Genomic DNA, 16,258 nt, shown 5'->3' with positions numbered 1-16,258 from the left:
CGGCTTGACGCCCATCGAGTTCGAAGCCAAGCTAGCCGAGCCGCTCACACTCGCGGCCTAAACCGAACCTGTCACCAGTTCGTTCCTCACGCCCGCCTGCGTGACGACATACTCGGCCGTGCACGTCACCTCGTCCCCGGGAGCGAGCGACGCCACCGCGGCCGGGCACTCGATGACGGGTGCCGTTCCTGTGCCGGTGAACGAGGCCTCCGTCACCTCGACATCCGTCAGCGTCACGTTGCCGGTGTTCACGACGAGGAAGGAATAGGTGATCGTCTGCCCGGCGGCCGTGATCTCCGTCCGGTCCGCCGTCTTCGAGACCGACAGGCCGGGCGACGGCTCCGACGGCACCTCGACCTCGGACGGCGGGGACACCGGCGGCTCCCCCGACGGCGGCGTGCCCGTCACGGTCGCGGTGTTCGTCACCCCGCCCGCATCGATGTCCGCCTGCCTGACGACGTACTCGGCGGTGCACGTGACCTGGGCCCCGGGTGCCATGGTGGCCGCACCCGCCGGACAGGTCACGACGGGAGCCGTCCCTGTGCCCGTGAAGGTGCCCTCGTCCACGGTCACGTCGCGCACCGTGACGTTGCCGGTGTTGGTCACCAGGAACGAATAGGTGATCGTCTGCCCCGCCGCCGTGATCTCGGTTCGATCCGCGGTCTTCGCCACGGTCAGCGCCGGCGCCGGGTCACCCGGGATCTCCACCGTCGACGGCGGCGACACCGGCGGCGTTCCGGAAGGCGGCGTTCCGGTCGCCGTCGCCGTGTTCGACAGCTGCCCCGAGTCGACGTCGGTCTGCGTCAGCGTGTACGTGGCGGTGCAGGCGATCTGGGTTCCCGGCGCGAGCGCCGCGGCCCCCGCCGGACAGGTGATCGCCGACAGCTCGCCCGAGCCCGTGAAGGCCGTCTCATCCACCGTCACGTCGGTGAGCGTGACGTTGCCGGTGTTCGTGACGACGAAGGTGTAGGTGATCTCCGTTCCGACCGTGTAGCCGGCGGCGGTCGAAGGATCGGCCGACTTCACGACGGTGATCCCGGGCGTCTCGATCGACGGGACCTCGACCTCCGACGGCGGCGACACCGGCGGCTCGAGGGTTCCGGGCGGGTCGCCCGTCACTGTGGCGGTGTTCGTCACGCCACCCGCATCGACGTCGGCCTGCGTCACCTCGTAGGTCGCGGTGCAGGTCACCTGAGCCCCGGGCTCGAGGGACGCGGCCGCTGCGGGGCAGGTGACGACGGGAGTCGCGCCGGTACCCGAGAACGACACCTCGTCGACGGTCACGTCCGAAATGGTCACGTTGCCCGTGTTCGTCACGAGGAAGGAGTAGGTGATGACGTCCCCCGCGGCGGTGATCTCCGTCCGGTCGGCCGTCTTCACGACCGTGAGGGCGGGCGCGCCGGGGACCGTGACGATCGCCGTGGAGGGCGCGGACACCGGCGGTTCGAGGTCGCGCGGCGGCGTGCCCGTCGCGGTGGCGGTGTTGGTCACCTGACCCGCGTCGACGTCCGCCTGCGTCGCCTCGTAGGACGCGGTGCAGGTGACCTGGGCGGCCGGAGCGAGTGTGGCGGCGGCGGCCGGACAGGTGATGACAGGGGCCGTGCCCGTGCCGGAGAAGGCGGTCTCGGCCACGGAGATGCCGGTCAGGGTCACGTTGCCGGTGTTGGTCACGAGGAACGCGTAGTCGACGGTCGCGCCGGCGGCGGTGATCGACGTCGGGTCGGCGGTCTTGACGAGGCTGATCGCGGGCGTCTCGTCCGCAGGGACCACCACGGTCGAGGGCGGTGACACCGGCGGTTCGCCCGTGGGCGGCTCCCCGGTCACGGTCGCGGAGTTGGTCACCCCGCCCGCGTCGATGTCGGCCTGGGTCACCACGTAGGGAGCGGTGCACGTCACCTGCGCACCCGGAGCCAGCGATGCGGCGGCCGCGGGGCAGGTGATGACAGGAGCCGTACCCGTGCCGGTGAAGGTGGTCTCCGTCACCCCGACGTCGGCGATCGGCACGTTTCCGGTGTTGGTGATGAGGAAGGAGTAGGTGATGGTCTGACCCGCGGCGGTGATCTCCGTGCGGTCCGCCGACTTCGTCACCGTGAGCGCCGGGGCGGCGGTGACGGGGATCTCGACGGTGGACGGCGAGGACACCGGTGCCGTGCCCGTGGGCGGGGTGCCCGTCGCGGTGGCCGTGTTCGTGAGCGCCGAGGTGTTGTAGTCCGCGGCGGTCACGGTGTAGCTCGCGGTGCAGGTGACCTCGGCCCCCGGCGCGAGGGAGGCGGCGCCGGCGGGGCAGGTCACGTCGAGGGCTCCGGTGCCGGAGAAGGACTCCTCGTCGATGCCGACGTTCGTCAGGGTCACGTTCCCGGTGTTGGTGACGAGGAAGGAGTAGTCGATCGTCTGTCCGGCGGCCGTGATCGCGGTCGTCTCGGAGCTCTTCTCCAGCGAGATCGCCGGAGCCGGGTCCACCGGCACGCGCACGGTCGACGGCGGCGACACCGGTGGCGTCAGCGACCCCGGCGGCACACCGGTGGCGGTCGCGGTGTTGCTGACCGATCCCCCGTCCACGTCCGTCTGCGTCAGGGTGTACCTCGCGCTACAGGTCGTCTGCGCACCCGGGGCGAGGGGGGCGACCGGGCACTCGATCGTCGACAGGGAGCCGGAACCCGTGAACGCCGTCTCGTTCACCGCGATGTTCGAGACGGTCACGTTGCCCGTGTTGGTGACGATGAACGAGTAGTCGATCACCTGTCCGACCGTGAAGTCGTCCGGTCCGGACGGGGTGGCCGACTTCACGACCGTGAGCGCCGGGGTACGGGTCGTGGTGACCGTCGCGGTGCTCGGGTTGCTCTCCACACCCGTGTTGGCCTCGGAGGTACCGGTCGCGAGCGCGGTGTTCGTCACCGTGCCCGCATCGATGTCCGCCTGCGTCAGCGTGTATGCCGCCGTACAGGTGGTGTTCTGCCCCACGGCGAGCGTCGTCGCCGCGCAGCTCACCGCCCCGAGCGTCCCCGTGCCGCTGAACGCGGACTCGCGGATGCCGAGACCCGAGACGGCGACGTTGCCGGTGTTGGAGACCGCGAACGAGTACGTGACCGTGTCCCCCGCCGCACTGGCGGTGGTCGGCGTGACCGTCTTCGTCAACGCCAGAGACGGCGCCGGAGCCGTGATCGCGAGGGCATAGTCCTCCACCTCACCCGGGCCGCCGGTCCCCGTCGGGGTCGCCGTGGTCAGACCCGTCCCGCTCTGGATGCGGAACCGCGCGAACGTCTGCCCGCCCACCGTCTGGGAGGCGATGCCGGACCAGTTCAGCGTCACCGACGAGCCGTCCGCCGTCCCTGCGGGCACCGCCGCGGTGGCACCCTCATTCGCATCGAACACGCCGTTGCGGTTGAAGTCGATCCAGCCGACCAAAGTCGCCGGCACGCCGGGCACCTTGTTCGAGGCCAGCACCGACACGGAATAGGTGTTGGTCACGCTGGCCATGATCGGCCCGAACGACGCCACCCCCGTCTCGTCGTTGATGGTCTGGTTGGGGGCCGTGCCGCCGACTGCGTTGTCGCCCGTGGCGTTCGCACTGTACTGCATCGCGCTCTCGGCATCCGCCGACCACCCCAGATACGTCGCCGCATTGAGCTCCTGGGAGACCGATCCGTAGCTGGCCGGCGCATCGCCGAAGTCGTCGGGGATGGTCGTACAGGAGGGATTGAAGCCGTCGATGCCCTCGCCACCGCTCTGAGCCCGGTAGCCGCGCACGACGATGTCGCTCGTTCCGGTCGTCCCGGCCGGCCCGCATCGCGGTGTGGGCGTGTCGAGGCCGCCGTTGGTGTTGAAGTTCTGGCCTGCGGTGAGCACGGTGGGAGTCGCCGCGAGGTTGACCCGCAGCTCGCCGGCCGCCGTGAAGGTCATCGGACGACACGTGATCTGCACCGAGGAGGGCCAGCGGGCGCCGTTGTCGCCGACGAAGGTCGTACCCGTGATCCGGTGCACGAAGGTGTTCGCCGGACACGTCGCCGTCTGCACGTTGCCGCGACTCTGGTCGTAGACCGGTCCGGTGATCCAGGTGGGGTTCACCGTCGCGGTGATGACGCCCGCGTTGCTCACGGTGATCGTGGAGCACTGCAGGCTGAAGCGCGTGAGGATCGAGTTGCCGGTGGCGCCCGGGGCATCCGCCGTCCGGTTCTCCGTCTGCACCGCGGTGAGGACCGAGTTCGCCGGACACTCCGTGGGTGCCGTGAGGTCCTTGTCGGAGCCGACGATCGGACCTTCGTACGAGACGCCGAGGTACAGCTGCGCCGGGTCACCAGGGGCTGCCATCGCGGGCAGCACGGGCGCGACGAGCGACCCGAGCACGAGGGCCAGCATCGTCGCCACCGCCCACGGTCGTCGCGGCGACAGCAGGCGTCGTCGCGTTCTCCGGTCCTTGTTCTTCTGTTCGCGTTCGGAATTCGTATGCAGAGAGAACTGCATGGACACTCCCCTGTTCCGTGCCCAGTTCACCCACCCCTCCGAACTGGGATACGGCTGAGAGTAGGGGGAGCGATCAGGGAACTCCAGGGTGACTTTCGTCCCTCCAGGATGAGGACGTGAGTCAGTTCTCCTGCTCGGCGGACAGGCCGAGTCGGTGGCGCAGAACCGCGGCGCGCTCCTCGAGTTCCGCACGGATCTCGTGGGCGGCGAGCGAGCCGCCGGAGAGGAAACCCGCCTCCAGTGCCTCTCGCCACCGGCGGTTCACCTCGGCCAACTCGCGGGTGAGACGCTCCCTGTCCTCGTCCGAGAGCAGCTCCGGCGGGGCGGCGTCCTCGTCCATTTCCTCGTTCTCGGGGACCACGTACCACCGGAAATCCTCGCGCCCGCGGGCGTTGTTGAGTCGCCAGAGCAGGAGGAGGGACAACAAGGCGCCCGCTCCCCCGACCGCCATCATCACCCAGGCGATTCCCGGATCGCTGTCCGCGATGCCGACGCCGTACCAGAGAAGCAGCAGCCCCACGAGGACGAGTGCGACGGGAAGGACGATCCGGACGACGATCAGTCCGGCGGTGTGCATCCAAGGGGTCATGCGTGAGACCGATCGATGGGCGTTCGCGGCGGAGAAGAAGAAAGAGCCGATCAGACTCTGACCGACTCTTTCATGAATGTCTCGCTGTGCGCGAGGGGGGACTTGAACCCCCACGTCCATAAGGACACTGGCACCTGAAGCCAGCGCGTCTACCATTCCGCCACTCGCGCGAGCGTCTCGTTCCGAAGAACTCAACTTTCCGAGGATATCACGCGTTTTCGGCCTCGTTGCACACCCCCGGGAGGGGCGGCGGCGGCGTTCCCCCAGGTCACCTGGCTACGATGTCCCTACCGGTCGGCATGCCAGAGGAGCCCAGTGGGACTACTTGACAGCTTTGAGAAGGGTCTCGAGCGCGCAGTGAACAGCGCGTTCGCGAAGACCTTCCGCAGCGGCATCCAGCCCGTGGAGATCGCTTCGGCGCTGCGACGCGAGGCGGATACCACTGCTGCGGTGGTGAGCCGTGACCGCATCATCGCGCCCAACAACTACGTGGTGCGCCTGAGCCCCGACGATGCGGAGCGCATGCGCGGCCTCGGCGGTGCGCTGACGGACGAGCTGCACGCCCTCCTCACGAAGCACGCGAAGTCACAGGGCTACAGCTTCGCCGGCCCGCTGTCCCTCACGCTCGAGGCGGACGACAAGGTCGCCACCGGCACCGTGCGCGTCACCTCGGGCACCGTCGAAGGACGCGTGAGCTGGCAGGCCGTGGTCGACGTCGACGGACGCCGGCACACCCTCACCCGTGCCCGCACCGTGATCGGCCGCGGCTCCGACGCCGACATCACCATCGCCGATGCGGGATCGAGCCGTCGTCACGCCGAGATCCTCTGGGACGGCGAGCGCGCCATGCTCCGCGACATGGGGTCCACGAACGGCACGAAGGTCGACGGGCAGAAGCTCCGCGAAGCCGCCCTCCCCTCCGACACCACGATCACGATCGGTCGCACCGACCTCGTGTTCCGCATCGTCCCCGTCGCCACCCCGTCGCGGTCGTCCCGCCCCGACGATGACGCGACCCGCGTGTTCGGAGCCCTCGGATGAGCGAACTGGTCCTGCTCCTGCTCCGCATCGGCTTCCTCGTGCTGATGTGGTTCTTCGTGTTCGGGGTCGTCTACTCGCTGCGCGCCGACCTGTTCGGCGTACGCGCACGCAAGCTCCCCGCCGAGGCGACCGCGGGAGCACCCGCTGCTGCCGCCCCGGCACCGGCCGCCCCGCCCCGCCCCTCGTCCGCGCGACCGTCGACCGGCCCCGCCACCGTGGCCACGGCGAAGCGTCTCGTGATCACGTCCGGGCCGAAGGCCGGTCTCGAGCTCCCCCTCGGCTCCGACGCGATGACGATCGGCCGCTCCAGCGAATCCGCCCTCGTGATCCGCGACGACTACACGTCCAGCCATCACGCCCGACTCATACTCCGCGGCGACACCTGGGCGATCCAGGACCTCGACTCGACGAACGGCACGTTCGTGGCCGGCCAGCGGGTGACGGGCGGCCCGGTCTCCCTGAGCCTCGGCACCCCGGTCAAGGTCGGCGCGACGACGTTCGAGTTGAGGGCCTGACGCCGGCATGGTCTTCGAAGGCTCGAGCGCCGCGATCTCCCACACCGGGAAGGTCCGCTCCAACAACCAGGACTCCGGGTACTCCGGGGCGAACCTGTTCGTCGTCGCCGACGGCATGGGCGGGCACGCGGGCGGCGACGTCGCCTCCAGCATCGCGATCCAGCGCATGGAGCCGCTGGACCAGCCGTACTCCTCCACGGAGGACGCGCAGGCCGCCCTTCAGGCCGCCGCCACGACCGCCGCGGGCGACCTCATCCGCGCCGCCAAGGATCGTCCGGAGCTCGCCGGGCTCGGCACCACGCTCAGCGCCATCATCATGGTGGACGAGTATGCCGTCATCGGTCACATCGGCGACTCCCGCATCTACCTCTACCGCGACGACGCGCTGACGCAGATCACGGCCGACCACACCTTCGTGCAGCGCCTGGTCGACTCCGGCCGCATCACGCCGGAAGAGGCCAGGTACCACCCGCGGCGCTCCGTGCTCATGCGCGTGCTCAGCGACATGGACGCCGACCCCGAGCTGGACATGTTCGTCATGCACGCGCAGCCCGGCGACCGCTGGCTGCTGTGCTCCGACGGCCTCTCCGGTGTCGTGGACGAGGCCCGCATCCTCAAGGCCATGCAGCTCGGGCTCGCCCCCGGCCGCACGGCGGACAACCTCCTCAAGCAGGCCCTCGACGGCGGCGCCCCGGACAATGTCACGATCGTGATCGTCGACGTCGGCGGTCAGCACCCCGTCCACTCCGGCACCGCCACGATCGTCGGAGCGGCATCGAACCCGTCGGGTGTCTACGTGCCGCCGGTGCGGGCCCCGCGGAGCAACTGGCTGCACCCGGTGCGGCAGGCCGCGAATGAGCCGAGCCACTTCGAGCCGGCACCCGAGTACCTCGAGGAGCTGATCGAGGAGGACCGCCGTCGCGCCAAGCGCCGCCGGCTGGGCTGGATCGCCGGCACCCTCGTCGTCCTCGCGATGCTGGGCTTCGCCGCGTTCGCCGCCTACAGCTGGACGCAGACGCGCTACTTCATCGGCGCCGATGAGGACAGTGTCGTGATCTTCCAAGGTGTGCAGCAGAACATCGGTCCGATCACGCTGTCGACGCCGGTGGAGGACACCGAGATCCTCCTCGCCGACCTGCCCCCGTATCAGCGGGCCTCGGTCGAGCGCACGATCAGCGCACGCTCGCTCTCCGACGCGATGGCCATCGTCGACCGTCTCCGCACGGGCGCCGAGGCGAACATCATCGAGCAGACCCCGCTGCCCACACCGCTCCCCTCCCCGAGCGCCACACCGTCGGGAGGTGCCGGGTGAGCACCGACGTCCAGGCCGACACCACGGTCATCAAGGCCCTGCGCCGCCTGCGCATGCCGCAGACGCAGCGCAACCGCGAGTTCTGGCTGCTTCTCTTCGCCTGTGCGATCAGCGGCGCCGCCCTCACCCTCGTCCAGCTCGGCGCCCTCGGCACCATCGACCCGATGATCCTGGCGATCGGCGGCGGCCTGGCAGCTCTGGCGTTCGCGCTGCACATCGTGCTCCGCTTCGTCGCCGCCGACGCCGACCCCTTCGTCGTCCCGATCGCGACGCTGCTCACCGGACTCGGCGTCGCGATGATCTATCGGATCGACATCGCCTTCGCGAACACCGGGTGGAACGCCTACTCCACCAAACAGCTCGCCTGGACCGCCATCTCGCTGGCCGGGGCGATCACGGTGGTCATCCTGCTGCGCAACTACCGGATCCTGTTCCGGTACACCTACATCTTCGGACTCGCCGGAATCCTCCTCCTGCTCCTGCCGTTCGTGCCCGGTCTGCGGATCCCCGACGCCAACGCACAGGTGTGGGTCTCGCTCGGCGGCATGTTCGCCTTCCAGCCCGGAGAGCTCGCCAAGATCTGTCTCGCGATCTTCTTCGCCGGCTACCTCGTGCGCACGCGGGAGAGCCTCACGTCGGTGGGCAAGCGGGTGCTCGGGATCACCTGGCCGCGGATGCGCGAGCTCGGTCCGGTGCTGGTCGTCTGGCTCGTCTCGCTCGGCATCATCGTCGTCCAGCGCGACCTCGGTACCGGAACGCTCATCTTCGGCATGTTCGTGGCCATGCTCTACGTCGCGACAGGCAAGACGAGCTGGGTGCTCATCGGTCTCGGCCTCGTGGTCGCCGGCGTCGCCGTCGCCTCCCAGATCCTCAGCTATGTGCAGGGCCGCTTCGTCAACTGGCTCTTCCTGTTCGACTCCTCGAAGGTCGACCCCGACGGCGCCGGATACCAGCCCATGCAGGGCTTGTTCGGGCTCGCCCGCGGCGGCCTCATCGGCACCGGCTGGGGGCAGGGCCGCCCGGAGATCACGCCGCTCGCGCACAGCGACTACATCATCACGAGCCTGGGCGAGGAGCTCGGCCTCATCGGGCTCTTCGCGATCCTCTGCCTTTACATGGTGTTCGTCAGCCGCGGCGTCCGCATCGGTCTCGCCGGTCAGGACGATTTCGGCAAGCTGCTCGCCACGGGCCTGTCGTTCACCATCGCGCTGCAGGTGTTCATCATGGTCGGCGGCGTCACCCGGGTCATCCCGCTGACCGGTCTGACCACCCCGTTCCTCGCCGCCGGTGGCTCGTCGCTCGTCGCGAACTGGCTCATCGTGGCACTCCTCCTCCGCATCTCCGACGGCGTCCGCCGTCAGCCCCGGGTGGTGATCGGCTGACATGACACGAGAACTCCGCAGACTCAGCATCGTCATGCTGTTCATGTTCATCGCGCTGTTCGCCGCGACGAGCTGGATCCAGGTCGTCGAGACCGACGGGCTGTCGCAGAATCCGCACAACAAGCGCACCCGGTTGGACAGCTACGAGATCCAGCGCGGCGCGATCATCGTCGACGGCACCGCGATCGCCAACTCGGTCCCCAGCGACGACACGTACCGGTTCCAGCGCGTCTACACCGACGCCGAGATGTGGGAGCCCGTCACCGGCTACTTCAACCCCGCGCTCGGCTCCAGCACCGGCATCGAGGAGGCGATGAACGCCGATCTCTCGGGCACCGGCTCGAACGCGTTCTTCGCAGAGATCGAGCGGATCCTCTCCGGTCAACCACAGCGCGGATTCAGCGTCGAGCTGTCGTTGAACACGGCAGCGCAGCGCGCCGCCACCGAGGCACTGGACGGCCTGCAGGGCGCCGTCGTGGCGATGGACCCGAAGACCGGACGCATCCTCGCGCTGGCGTCCACCCCCGGCTTCGACACGAACAGCATGGCGACCCACGACGCGAACGCCGCCAACGCGACCTACGACCAGCTCGTGGCCGACCCCGGCAAACCGCTGTCGAACCGGGCGATCGCCGGCGACCTCAATCCCCCGGGGTCGACCTTCAAGATCGTCGTGGCGGCGGCCGCCTACGCCAGCGGAGAGTGGACGCCGGAGTCGACCCTCCCCAACCCCGCCTCGTACACGCTGCCGGGCTCGAACAGTCGCGTCTCCAACGCGTGGGGCGGCACCTGCGGCTCCGGCGCGACGGTCACGATCGCCGAGGCGATCCGTCTCAGCTGCAACATCCCGATGGCCGAGCTCGCGGTCGAGCTCGGCGATGACACGATCCGGGAGATGGCGGAGAAGTTCGGGTTCAACCGCAGCTTCGACATCCCGCTCACCTCGACGCCCTCGAGCTACCCCCAGGGGCTCGACGACGCGCAGACCGCCCTCACCGGATTCGGGCAGGGGCAGGTGACCGCGACGCCGTTGCAGATCGCCATGGTCTCCGCGGGCATCGCCAACGACGGCGTCGTCATGAACCCGCAGATGGTCGACGCCGTGATCGGCAACGACCTCTCGGTGATCCGGTCGTTCGACAGCACCGAGTTCGGTCGCGCGATGGAGCCGGACGTCGCCGACGAGGTGACCTCCGCCATGGTCGCGAGCGTCTCAAACGGCGCGGCGCAGGGTGCAAGAATAGACGGGGTCGACGTGGCCGGTAAGACCGGAACGGCGGAGAACGGAAACAGGCCGCACACGCTGTGGTTCACGGGGTTCGCCCCCGCGGACGACCCCGCGGTCGCGGTAGCGGTCGTCGTCGAGAACGGCGGCGGACAGGGTCAATCAGGAAGCGGGGACACCATCGCCGCTCCGATTGCGAAGAAGGTCATAGAGGCGGTGCTGGGCAGATGAGGCCGACGCAGGGTGTGTCGTTCGGTGGTCGCTACGAGCTGCAGTCGCGGATTGCGATCGGCGGCATGGGCGAGGTGTGGGAGGCGACGGATCACGTCATCGGACGCACCGTCGCCATCAAGATCCTCAAGGACGAGTACATGGGGGACCCCGGGTTCCTCGAGCGGTTCCGCGCGGAAGCGCGTCATGCTGCGCTCGTCAACCACGAGGGCATCGCCAGCGTGTTCGATTACGGCGAGGAGAACGGCAGCGCCTACCTCGTCATGGAGCTCGTGCCGGGTGAGGCCCTGTCGACGATCCTGGAGCGGGACGGCGCACTGAGTGCCGACAAGACGCTCGACATCGTCGCGCAGACCGCTTCGGCCCTCCAGGCCGCGCACGCCGCGGGTCTCGTGCACCGCGACATCAAGCCCGGGAACCTCCTCATCACGCCCGACGGCCGTGTGAAGATCACCGACTTCGGCATCGCCCGGATCGCCGATCAGGTACCGCTCACCGCGACCGGTCAGGTCATGGGCACGGTGCAGTACCTGTCGCCGGAGCAGGCGTCGGGTCACCCTGCCTCCCCCGCGACCGACACGTACTCGCTCGGCATCGTCGCGTACGAGTGCCTCGCCGGCAAGCGCCCCTTCACGGGCGAGTCGCAGGTCGCGATCGCCATGGCGCAGATCAACGAGCAGCCGCCGCCGCTGCCGCCGACGGTCCCGATCCCCGTGCAGAACCTGGTCATGGCGATGATCGCCAAGAAGCCGGCGGATCGCCCCTCCTCCTCGGCCACGGTCGCTCGTGCGGCCCAGGCCCTGCGTCGCGGAGACCTGAACTCCGCGGCCATCGCCGTGCCCGCCATCGCGACGGGCGGCATCGCCGGCGACGACGACGCCACGCGCATGCTCACCGCGACCGGTGACGACGGCACGACACGCATCCTCCCCACCACCGCGCAGCTTCCCACCGACGAGGCCGCCGCGGAGGAGCAGGAGAAGAAAAAGAAGAAGAAGAGCGCCTGGACCTGGCCGCTCATCGCGCTGCTGGTCCTGCTGCTCATCGTCGTCGCCGGCACGCTGTGGGCGCTGTTCGGCAACCAGGGCAAGGATGCCGACCCCGACCCCACCGGGTCCGCGAGCCGCACCCCCACGCAGACACAGACGCAGACGCCCTCGCAGGAGCCCACGCCCGACGAGACCCGGGTCGACGTGACCGCACTCGGTCTCAACGGCATGGACTGCGGCACCGCGACCGCGACGCTCAAGGAGGCCGGGTTCTCCGACATCGCCTGCGGCGAGGGCGACCCCGCCCCGAGCGACGGCGACGTCGGCAAGGTCTACCGGGTGCAGCCGGAGGGGAACGTCGCCACGACGACCCCGATCGCGCTCACGGTCTACGCCGGCCGCACGCCGCTGCCGACGCCGACCGACCAGCCGACGATCACCGGCGACCCGGTCGCGGGCAGCACCGTGACGATCTCCTGGGGCACCGGTTTCACCTGCCCCAGCGGCACGACGCTGTCCGGCTACGTCGTCTCGCTGCAGAACGGCACCTTCGCCTCCGGCGGCCCGAACTTCCAGCCGACGCAGCGCAACGCTCAGGTGACCGTCGGCGACGCCGTGGGACAGCAGCTCATCGCGACGTATCAGGGCCTGTGCTCCGGTGGCGACCAGCGCACGTCGAACGCCTCTCCCCCGCTCTCCGTCACGATCGTGGCACCGGAGGACGGCGAGGGTGACGGCGGCGACGGCGCCCAAGGGTAGCCTGAGTATCCAGTCCAGCCGCAGTCGTTTCCAGGGGGGTCATCCGTGTCCACAGAGCCACAAGTCATCGCGGGCCGGTACCGCGTCGACGAGCTCATCGGACACGGCGGGATGGCGAAGGTGTACCGCGGGTACGACCTGACCCTCGGCCGCGAGATCGCGATCAAGATCCTCGATCCCGATCTCGCCCGCGACACCAGTTTCCGCACGCGGTTCCGCCTGGAGGCGCAGTCGGCGTCGCGCATGTCGCACCCGTCGATCGTCCGTGTGTACGACGCCGGTGATCCGTCGACGGTCGACAGTTCCTCGGACGAGCCGCCGTACATCGTGATGGAGCTGGTCAAGGGCACCCTGCTCAAGAAGATCATCGCCGACGGTCCGGTTCCCGTCGAGGACGCGGTGCGCTACGTCGACGGCATCCTCGAAGCGCTGGACTACTCGCATCGCGCGGGCGTCGTGCACCGCGACATCAAGCCCGGCAACGTCATGGTCACCGACAAGGGCCAGGTGAAGGTCATGGACTTCGGCATCGCGCGCGCGGTGTCCGACTCGTCCTCGACGGTGGCCGAGACCACTCAGATCATCGGCACCGCCGCGTACTTCTCCCCCGAGCAGGCCAAGGGCGAACCGGTCGACGCCCGTGCCGACCTCTACTCCACAGGGGTCGTGCTCTACGAACTGCTGACGGGACGACAGCCGTTCCGTGGCGAGTCGCCGGTCGCCGTGGCCTACCAGCACGTCAGCGAGACGCCGGTCCCGCCCTCCGAGGTCAACGAGGAGTCGCCCGCCGCCCTCGACCCGATCGTGCTGCGTGCCCTCGCCAAGGACCCGTACCAGCGGTATCCGGATGCCGCGCACTTCCGCGCCGCTCTGGATGCCGCGGTGACGGGCGCCGCACCCACCCGCAAGCAGATCGGCGCGCTGACCAGCGAGCTCTACGGCCCGAGCCCCCGCCAGGCGCAGGAGACGGCGCGGTCGCTGCGTCAGCTCAGCACCGACACCACGATGGCACGCACGCAGTCGGGACCGCCCGTCGCATGGATCTGGGCGGGAGTCGCCCTGCTGGCGGTGCTCCTGGCCTCGGTGCTGTTCTGGGTCTGGACCATCAGCATGCGTCCCGCCGACGTGCCCAGCACCTCGCGAGTCGTCCCCGACCTGACGAACGTCGCCTCCGAGCGCGCACAGGACGATCTCGCTGAGCTGGATCTCTCCTCCAAGATCGTCATCGAGTCGAGCCCGTCGATCGCCGAGGGCAACGTGATCCGCACCGACCCCGAGGGCGGCGTCTCCGTGGAGCAGGGTTCGACCGTCACCCTCTACGTGTCCTCCGGCGAAGAGACAGTGGTCGTGCCGAAGCTCGAGGGGATGTCCCTCGATGCCGCGACGAAGGCGTTGAAGGCCGCCGGCCTCGAACTCGGCACCGTGACGCAGCGCAACGACAAGGGCCTCGCCGCCAACACCGTCATGACGGCGAGCGAGGAGGCGGATGCCGAGGTCGCTCCCGGCACCGTCGTGAACCTCGAGGTGGCCAGCGGGAAGGTCACTCTGAACAACGTCGTCGGCTGGTCCCTGGACTCGGCCACGCAGGCGCTCGAGGACCTGGGGCTCACCCCGGTGCCGACCGAGGCGCCGGAGTGCCCGGCGACGGATCCGGAGACCGTGCACTCGATGTCCGTCGCGCCGGGCGACGTCCCGGTCGGGTCGTCGGTCGAACTCCGCTACTGCACCGGATCCTGACGCGACACTCCGCAGCGGTTCAGCGTGCGAGCGGGTCGAGGCGGACGGAGCGGGCGACGGCATGCTCGTCGCCGCACAGCCGGAGCCAGTTGGCGAGGAGCCGGTAGCCCCCTGGGGTGAGGACGCTCTCCGGGTGGAACTGCACCCCGTGCACCGGCAGTGTCCGGTGCGCGAGCGCCATGACGGTGCCGTCGGGGGCGGTCGCGGTCACGGTGAGGTCGGCGGGAAGGTCACCCGCCGCGAGAGCGAGCGAGTGGTAGCGCCCGACGTCGAAGGGTGAGGGCAGGCCCGCGAACAGCTCGGAGCCGTCGTGCCGGACGGCCGAGACCATGCCGTGCATGACCTCGGGGGCGGAACCGACGGCCGTGCCGAATGCGGCCCCGATGACCTGGTGCCCGAGACATACTCCGAGGGTGGGCACTCCCCGCCGCATCGCGATGCGTGCCGCGTCGACCGAGACGCCGGCATCGACGGGCGCCCCCGGCCCCGGAGAGAGCAGGAGGGCGTCATGCGCGCCGAGAAGCGCGTCGATCTCGGCCGGGTCGGCCGCGTCCGACTCCACCAGCGTGGTGTCGGCGCCGAGTTCCCGGAGGTAGCCCACGAGGGTGTGCACGAAGCTGTCGTGGTTGTCGACCACGAGCACCCTGGTCATTCGACGTCGACTTCGCCCGGCGCGATGAGCGGGCTGACCCACGGGAACACGTACCAGAACAACGCGTAGAGCACCGCGGCGATCACCACGAGCAGGATGAGGACGCGCAGCCACCACGGGCCGGGCAGCAGGCGCCAGAGTGCGGCGTACATGGGTCTTCTCTCTCCTGGTGGCGGGTCAGACGGACGGCGCGGCCGGCGGGGGCGGTGGGTCGGTGAGGGCGGACGGAGGCCCCTCGGCCCGAGGCTGGAAGCTCTCGAACACCCCGTAGGCGACGATGCGCTCGGCGAGCGAGTACAGCGGCGAGCACGCCGTCAGTGTGATGTACTGCTCGCCGGTCTGCTGCTCCGGCATCTGCGGCACGTCGGCGAGCACGTCGGTCTGCGTCGGCTTCACATACTCCAGGGTGCGGAACCGGTAGGTGTACCAGCCGTCGGGCGTCTCCACCACGATCGCGTCGCCCACGTGCAGCTTGTCGAGCTGGTTGAACGGCTTCCCCCAGGTCGTCCGGTGGCCGGCGAGCGAGAAGTTCCCCACCTCTCCGGGCATCTTCGACTGCGTGTAGACGCCGATGCCCTTCTGGTCGAGGGTGCGCGCGCGACTCGTGCCCCCGTAGATGCCGAAGTTGTAGTCGGCCCCGAATCGGGGGATGTGCATCTGACCGAACCACTCCCCGTCGGCCGGCGCCGTGGGGACGGGCGCCTCGTACACGGTCTCGCCGTCGTCCGTCTCGACCAGCGGCGGCAGTTCCGGTGCCTCCCCCGCGGCGAGCTGCTGCGAGATCGCGGCACCTTCCTCGTTCTTCTGGGCCGCGATGATGATGTCGCCGATCCACATCTGCCAGGCGACGAAGAGGAGGACGACGACGCCCGCGGTCAGGAGCAGTTCGCCGAGCACGCTCGCGAACGTGGCTCGCGACCGTGGTCGCTGCCGCCGTTCGCGCCGCCCCCCAGGCGCGACAGATGCAGTCATGGGCGTGATCATATCCGTCCGACCTGTGCAGCAGGAGCTGGGGCATCGCCGATCCGCGCCCTGACGGCTCGTCGGCGCCGAGGTCTCCCGGGTACAATGACGGCATGGCACGTGACCGCAAGACCGAAGAACCCGCCGTCGAGCGCGCCGAAGGCGACGCCGCTCCCAACGCCGTCTGGTTCAAGCCGGTGATGATCGGCTTCATGCTCCTCGGCCTCGCGTGGATCCTCGTCTTCTACATCTCGGGCATGCAGTTCCCCATCCCCGGGCTCGACAACTGGAATCTGGCCATCGGCCTGGGCATCGCCCTTATCGGATTCCTCATGACGACACGCTGGCGCTGACCGCGCAGAACGACAGAAAGCCCCTCGCCTCTTCGGCGGGGGGTTTTCG

At 69.5% G+C, this 16,258-nt stretch carries 13 protein-coding genes and 1 tRNA gene; 8 read left to right on the top strand and 6 right to left on the bottom strand.

What is annotated here, in order from left to right; genetic code table 11:
- Positions 1-57: 57 nt before the first annotated feature.
- The 3 genes from ACIGJI_RS15445 to ACIGJI_RS15435 all read right to left on the bottom strand — a co-directional run bounded on the left by ACIGJI_RS15445 (position 58) and on the right by ACIGJI_RS15435 (position 5,220).
- Positions 58-4,461 carry a GEVED domain-containing protein gene (locus ACIGJI_RS15445; RefSeq protein WP_363445995.1) on the bottom strand — a complete coding sequence of 1,468 codons (4,404 nt, stop codon included), beginning with the start codon at positions 4,459-4,461 and terminating at the stop codon, positions 58-60.
- 121 nt (positions 4,462-4,582) lie between these two features.
- The gene (locus ACIGJI_RS15440) at positions 4,583-5,050 is read right to left on the bottom strand and encodes a hypothetical protein (protein ID WP_363445997.1); all 468 of its coding nucleotides are present in this window, start codon (positions 5,048-5,050) and stop codon (positions 4,583-4,585) included.
- A gap of 87 nt (positions 5,051-5,137) precedes the next feature.
- Positions 5,138-5,220, bottom strand: a tRNA-Leu gene (locus tag ACIGJI_RS15435).
- Between the two features lie 145 nt (positions 5,221-5,365).
- Between ACIGJI_RS15435 and ACIGJI_RS15430 the strand changes: the two genes are divergently transcribed.
- Genes ACIGJI_RS15430 through pknB form a run of 7 tightly spaced genes read left to right on the top strand, consistent with a single transcriptional unit; the run spans position 5,366 to position 14,241 of the window.
- Complete coding sequence (locus ACIGJI_RS15430; protein WP_025102897.1) at positions 5,366-6,091, top strand: DUF3662 and FHA domain-containing protein; 726 nt, start codon at positions 5,366-5,368, stop codon at positions 6,089-6,091.
- A complete protein-coding gene (locus tag ACIGJI_RS15425; RefSeq protein WP_363446017.1) occupies positions 6,088-6,606 on the top strand; it encodes an FHA domain-containing protein in 519 nt (172 codons plus the stop codon). The genes ACIGJI_RS15430 and ACIGJI_RS15425 overlap by 4 nt, the downstream gene beginning before the upstream one ends.
- Before the next feature lie 7 nt (positions 6,607-6,613).
- Positions 6,614-7,918, top strand: a complete 1,305-nt coding sequence (locus ACIGJI_RS15420) for a PP2C family serine/threonine-protein phosphatase (RefSeq protein WP_060922719.1) — start codon at positions 6,614-6,616, stop codon at positions 7,916-7,918.
- Complete coding sequence (locus tag ACIGJI_RS15415; RefSeq protein WP_187662805.1) at positions 7,915-9,300, top strand: FtsW/RodA/SpoVE family cell cycle protein; 1,386 nt, start codon at positions 7,915-7,917, stop codon at positions 9,298-9,300. The genes ACIGJI_RS15420 and ACIGJI_RS15415 overlap by 4 nt, the downstream gene beginning before the upstream one ends.
- A 1-nt stretch (position 9,301) precedes the next feature.
- Positions 9,302-10,756: a penicillin-binding protein 2 gene (locus tag ACIGJI_RS15410; RefSeq protein WP_268777826.1), complete on the top strand. Its 1,455-nt coding sequence runs from the start codon at positions 9,302-9,304 to the stop codon at positions 10,754-10,756.
- Positions 10,753-12,504 carry a serine/threonine-protein kinase gene (locus ACIGJI_RS15405; protein ID WP_232089135.1) on the top strand — a complete coding sequence of 584 codons (1,752 nt, stop codon included), beginning with the start codon at positions 10,753-10,755 and terminating at the stop codon, positions 12,502-12,504. Before ACIGJI_RS15410 ends, ACIGJI_RS15405 begins: the two co-directional genes overlap by 4 nt.
- 45 nt (positions 12,505-12,549) lie before the next feature.
- Positions 12,550-14,241: a Stk1 family PASTA domain-containing Ser/Thr kinase gene (gene pknB / locus ACIGJI_RS15400; protein ID WP_187662803.1), complete on the top strand. Its 1,692-nt coding sequence runs from the start codon at positions 12,550-12,552 to the stop codon at positions 14,239-14,241.
- Between the two features lie 19 nt (positions 14,242-14,260).
- On the opposite strand, the gene ACIGJI_RS15395 is transcribed toward pknB, so the two are convergent.
- Genes ACIGJI_RS15395 through ACIGJI_RS15385 form a run of 3 tightly spaced genes read right to left on the bottom strand, consistent with a single transcriptional unit; the run spans position 14,261 to position 15,865 of the window.
- Positions 14,261-14,893 carry an aminodeoxychorismate/anthranilate synthase component II gene (locus tag ACIGJI_RS15395; protein WP_363446020.1) on the bottom strand — a complete coding sequence of 211 codons (633 nt, stop codon included), beginning with the start codon at positions 14,891-14,893 and terminating at the stop codon, positions 14,261-14,263.
- Positions 14,890-15,045 (bottom strand): DUF4175 domain-containing protein, encoded by a 156-nt coding sequence (locus ACIGJI_RS15390; protein ID WP_136051341.1) that lies wholly within the window; start codon positions 15,043-15,045, stop codon positions 14,890-14,892. The genes ACIGJI_RS15395 and ACIGJI_RS15390 overlap by 4 nt, the downstream gene beginning before the upstream one ends.
- 25 nt (positions 15,046-15,070) lie before the next feature.
- Entirely contained in the window at positions 15,071-15,865 is a 795-nt protein-coding gene (locus ACIGJI_RS15385) for a class E sortase (protein WP_187662801.1), read from the bottom strand.
- A 104-nt stretch (positions 15,866-15,969) separates the two neighbouring features.
- On the opposite strand from ACIGJI_RS15385, the gene ACIGJI_RS15380 reads away from it, so the two are divergent.
- Positions 15,970-16,209 carry a cell division protein CrgA gene (locus tag ACIGJI_RS15380; protein ID WP_025102888.1) on the top strand — a complete coding sequence of 80 codons (240 nt, stop codon included), beginning with the start codon at positions 15,970-15,972 and terminating at the stop codon, positions 16,207-16,209.
- Positions 16,210-16,258 lie beyond the last annotated feature (49 nt).

Origin of the sequence: Microbacterium sp. NPDC064978 (assembly GCF_044543605.1) — a bacterium.
GTDB classification, from domain to species: domain Bacteria; phylum Actinomycetota; class Actinomycetes; order Actinomycetales; family Microbacteriaceae; genus Microbacterium; species Microbacterium meiriae.
Note: the sequence above shows the minus strand (reverse complement) of the source record. Positions and strands in the feature narration are given on the sequence as shown.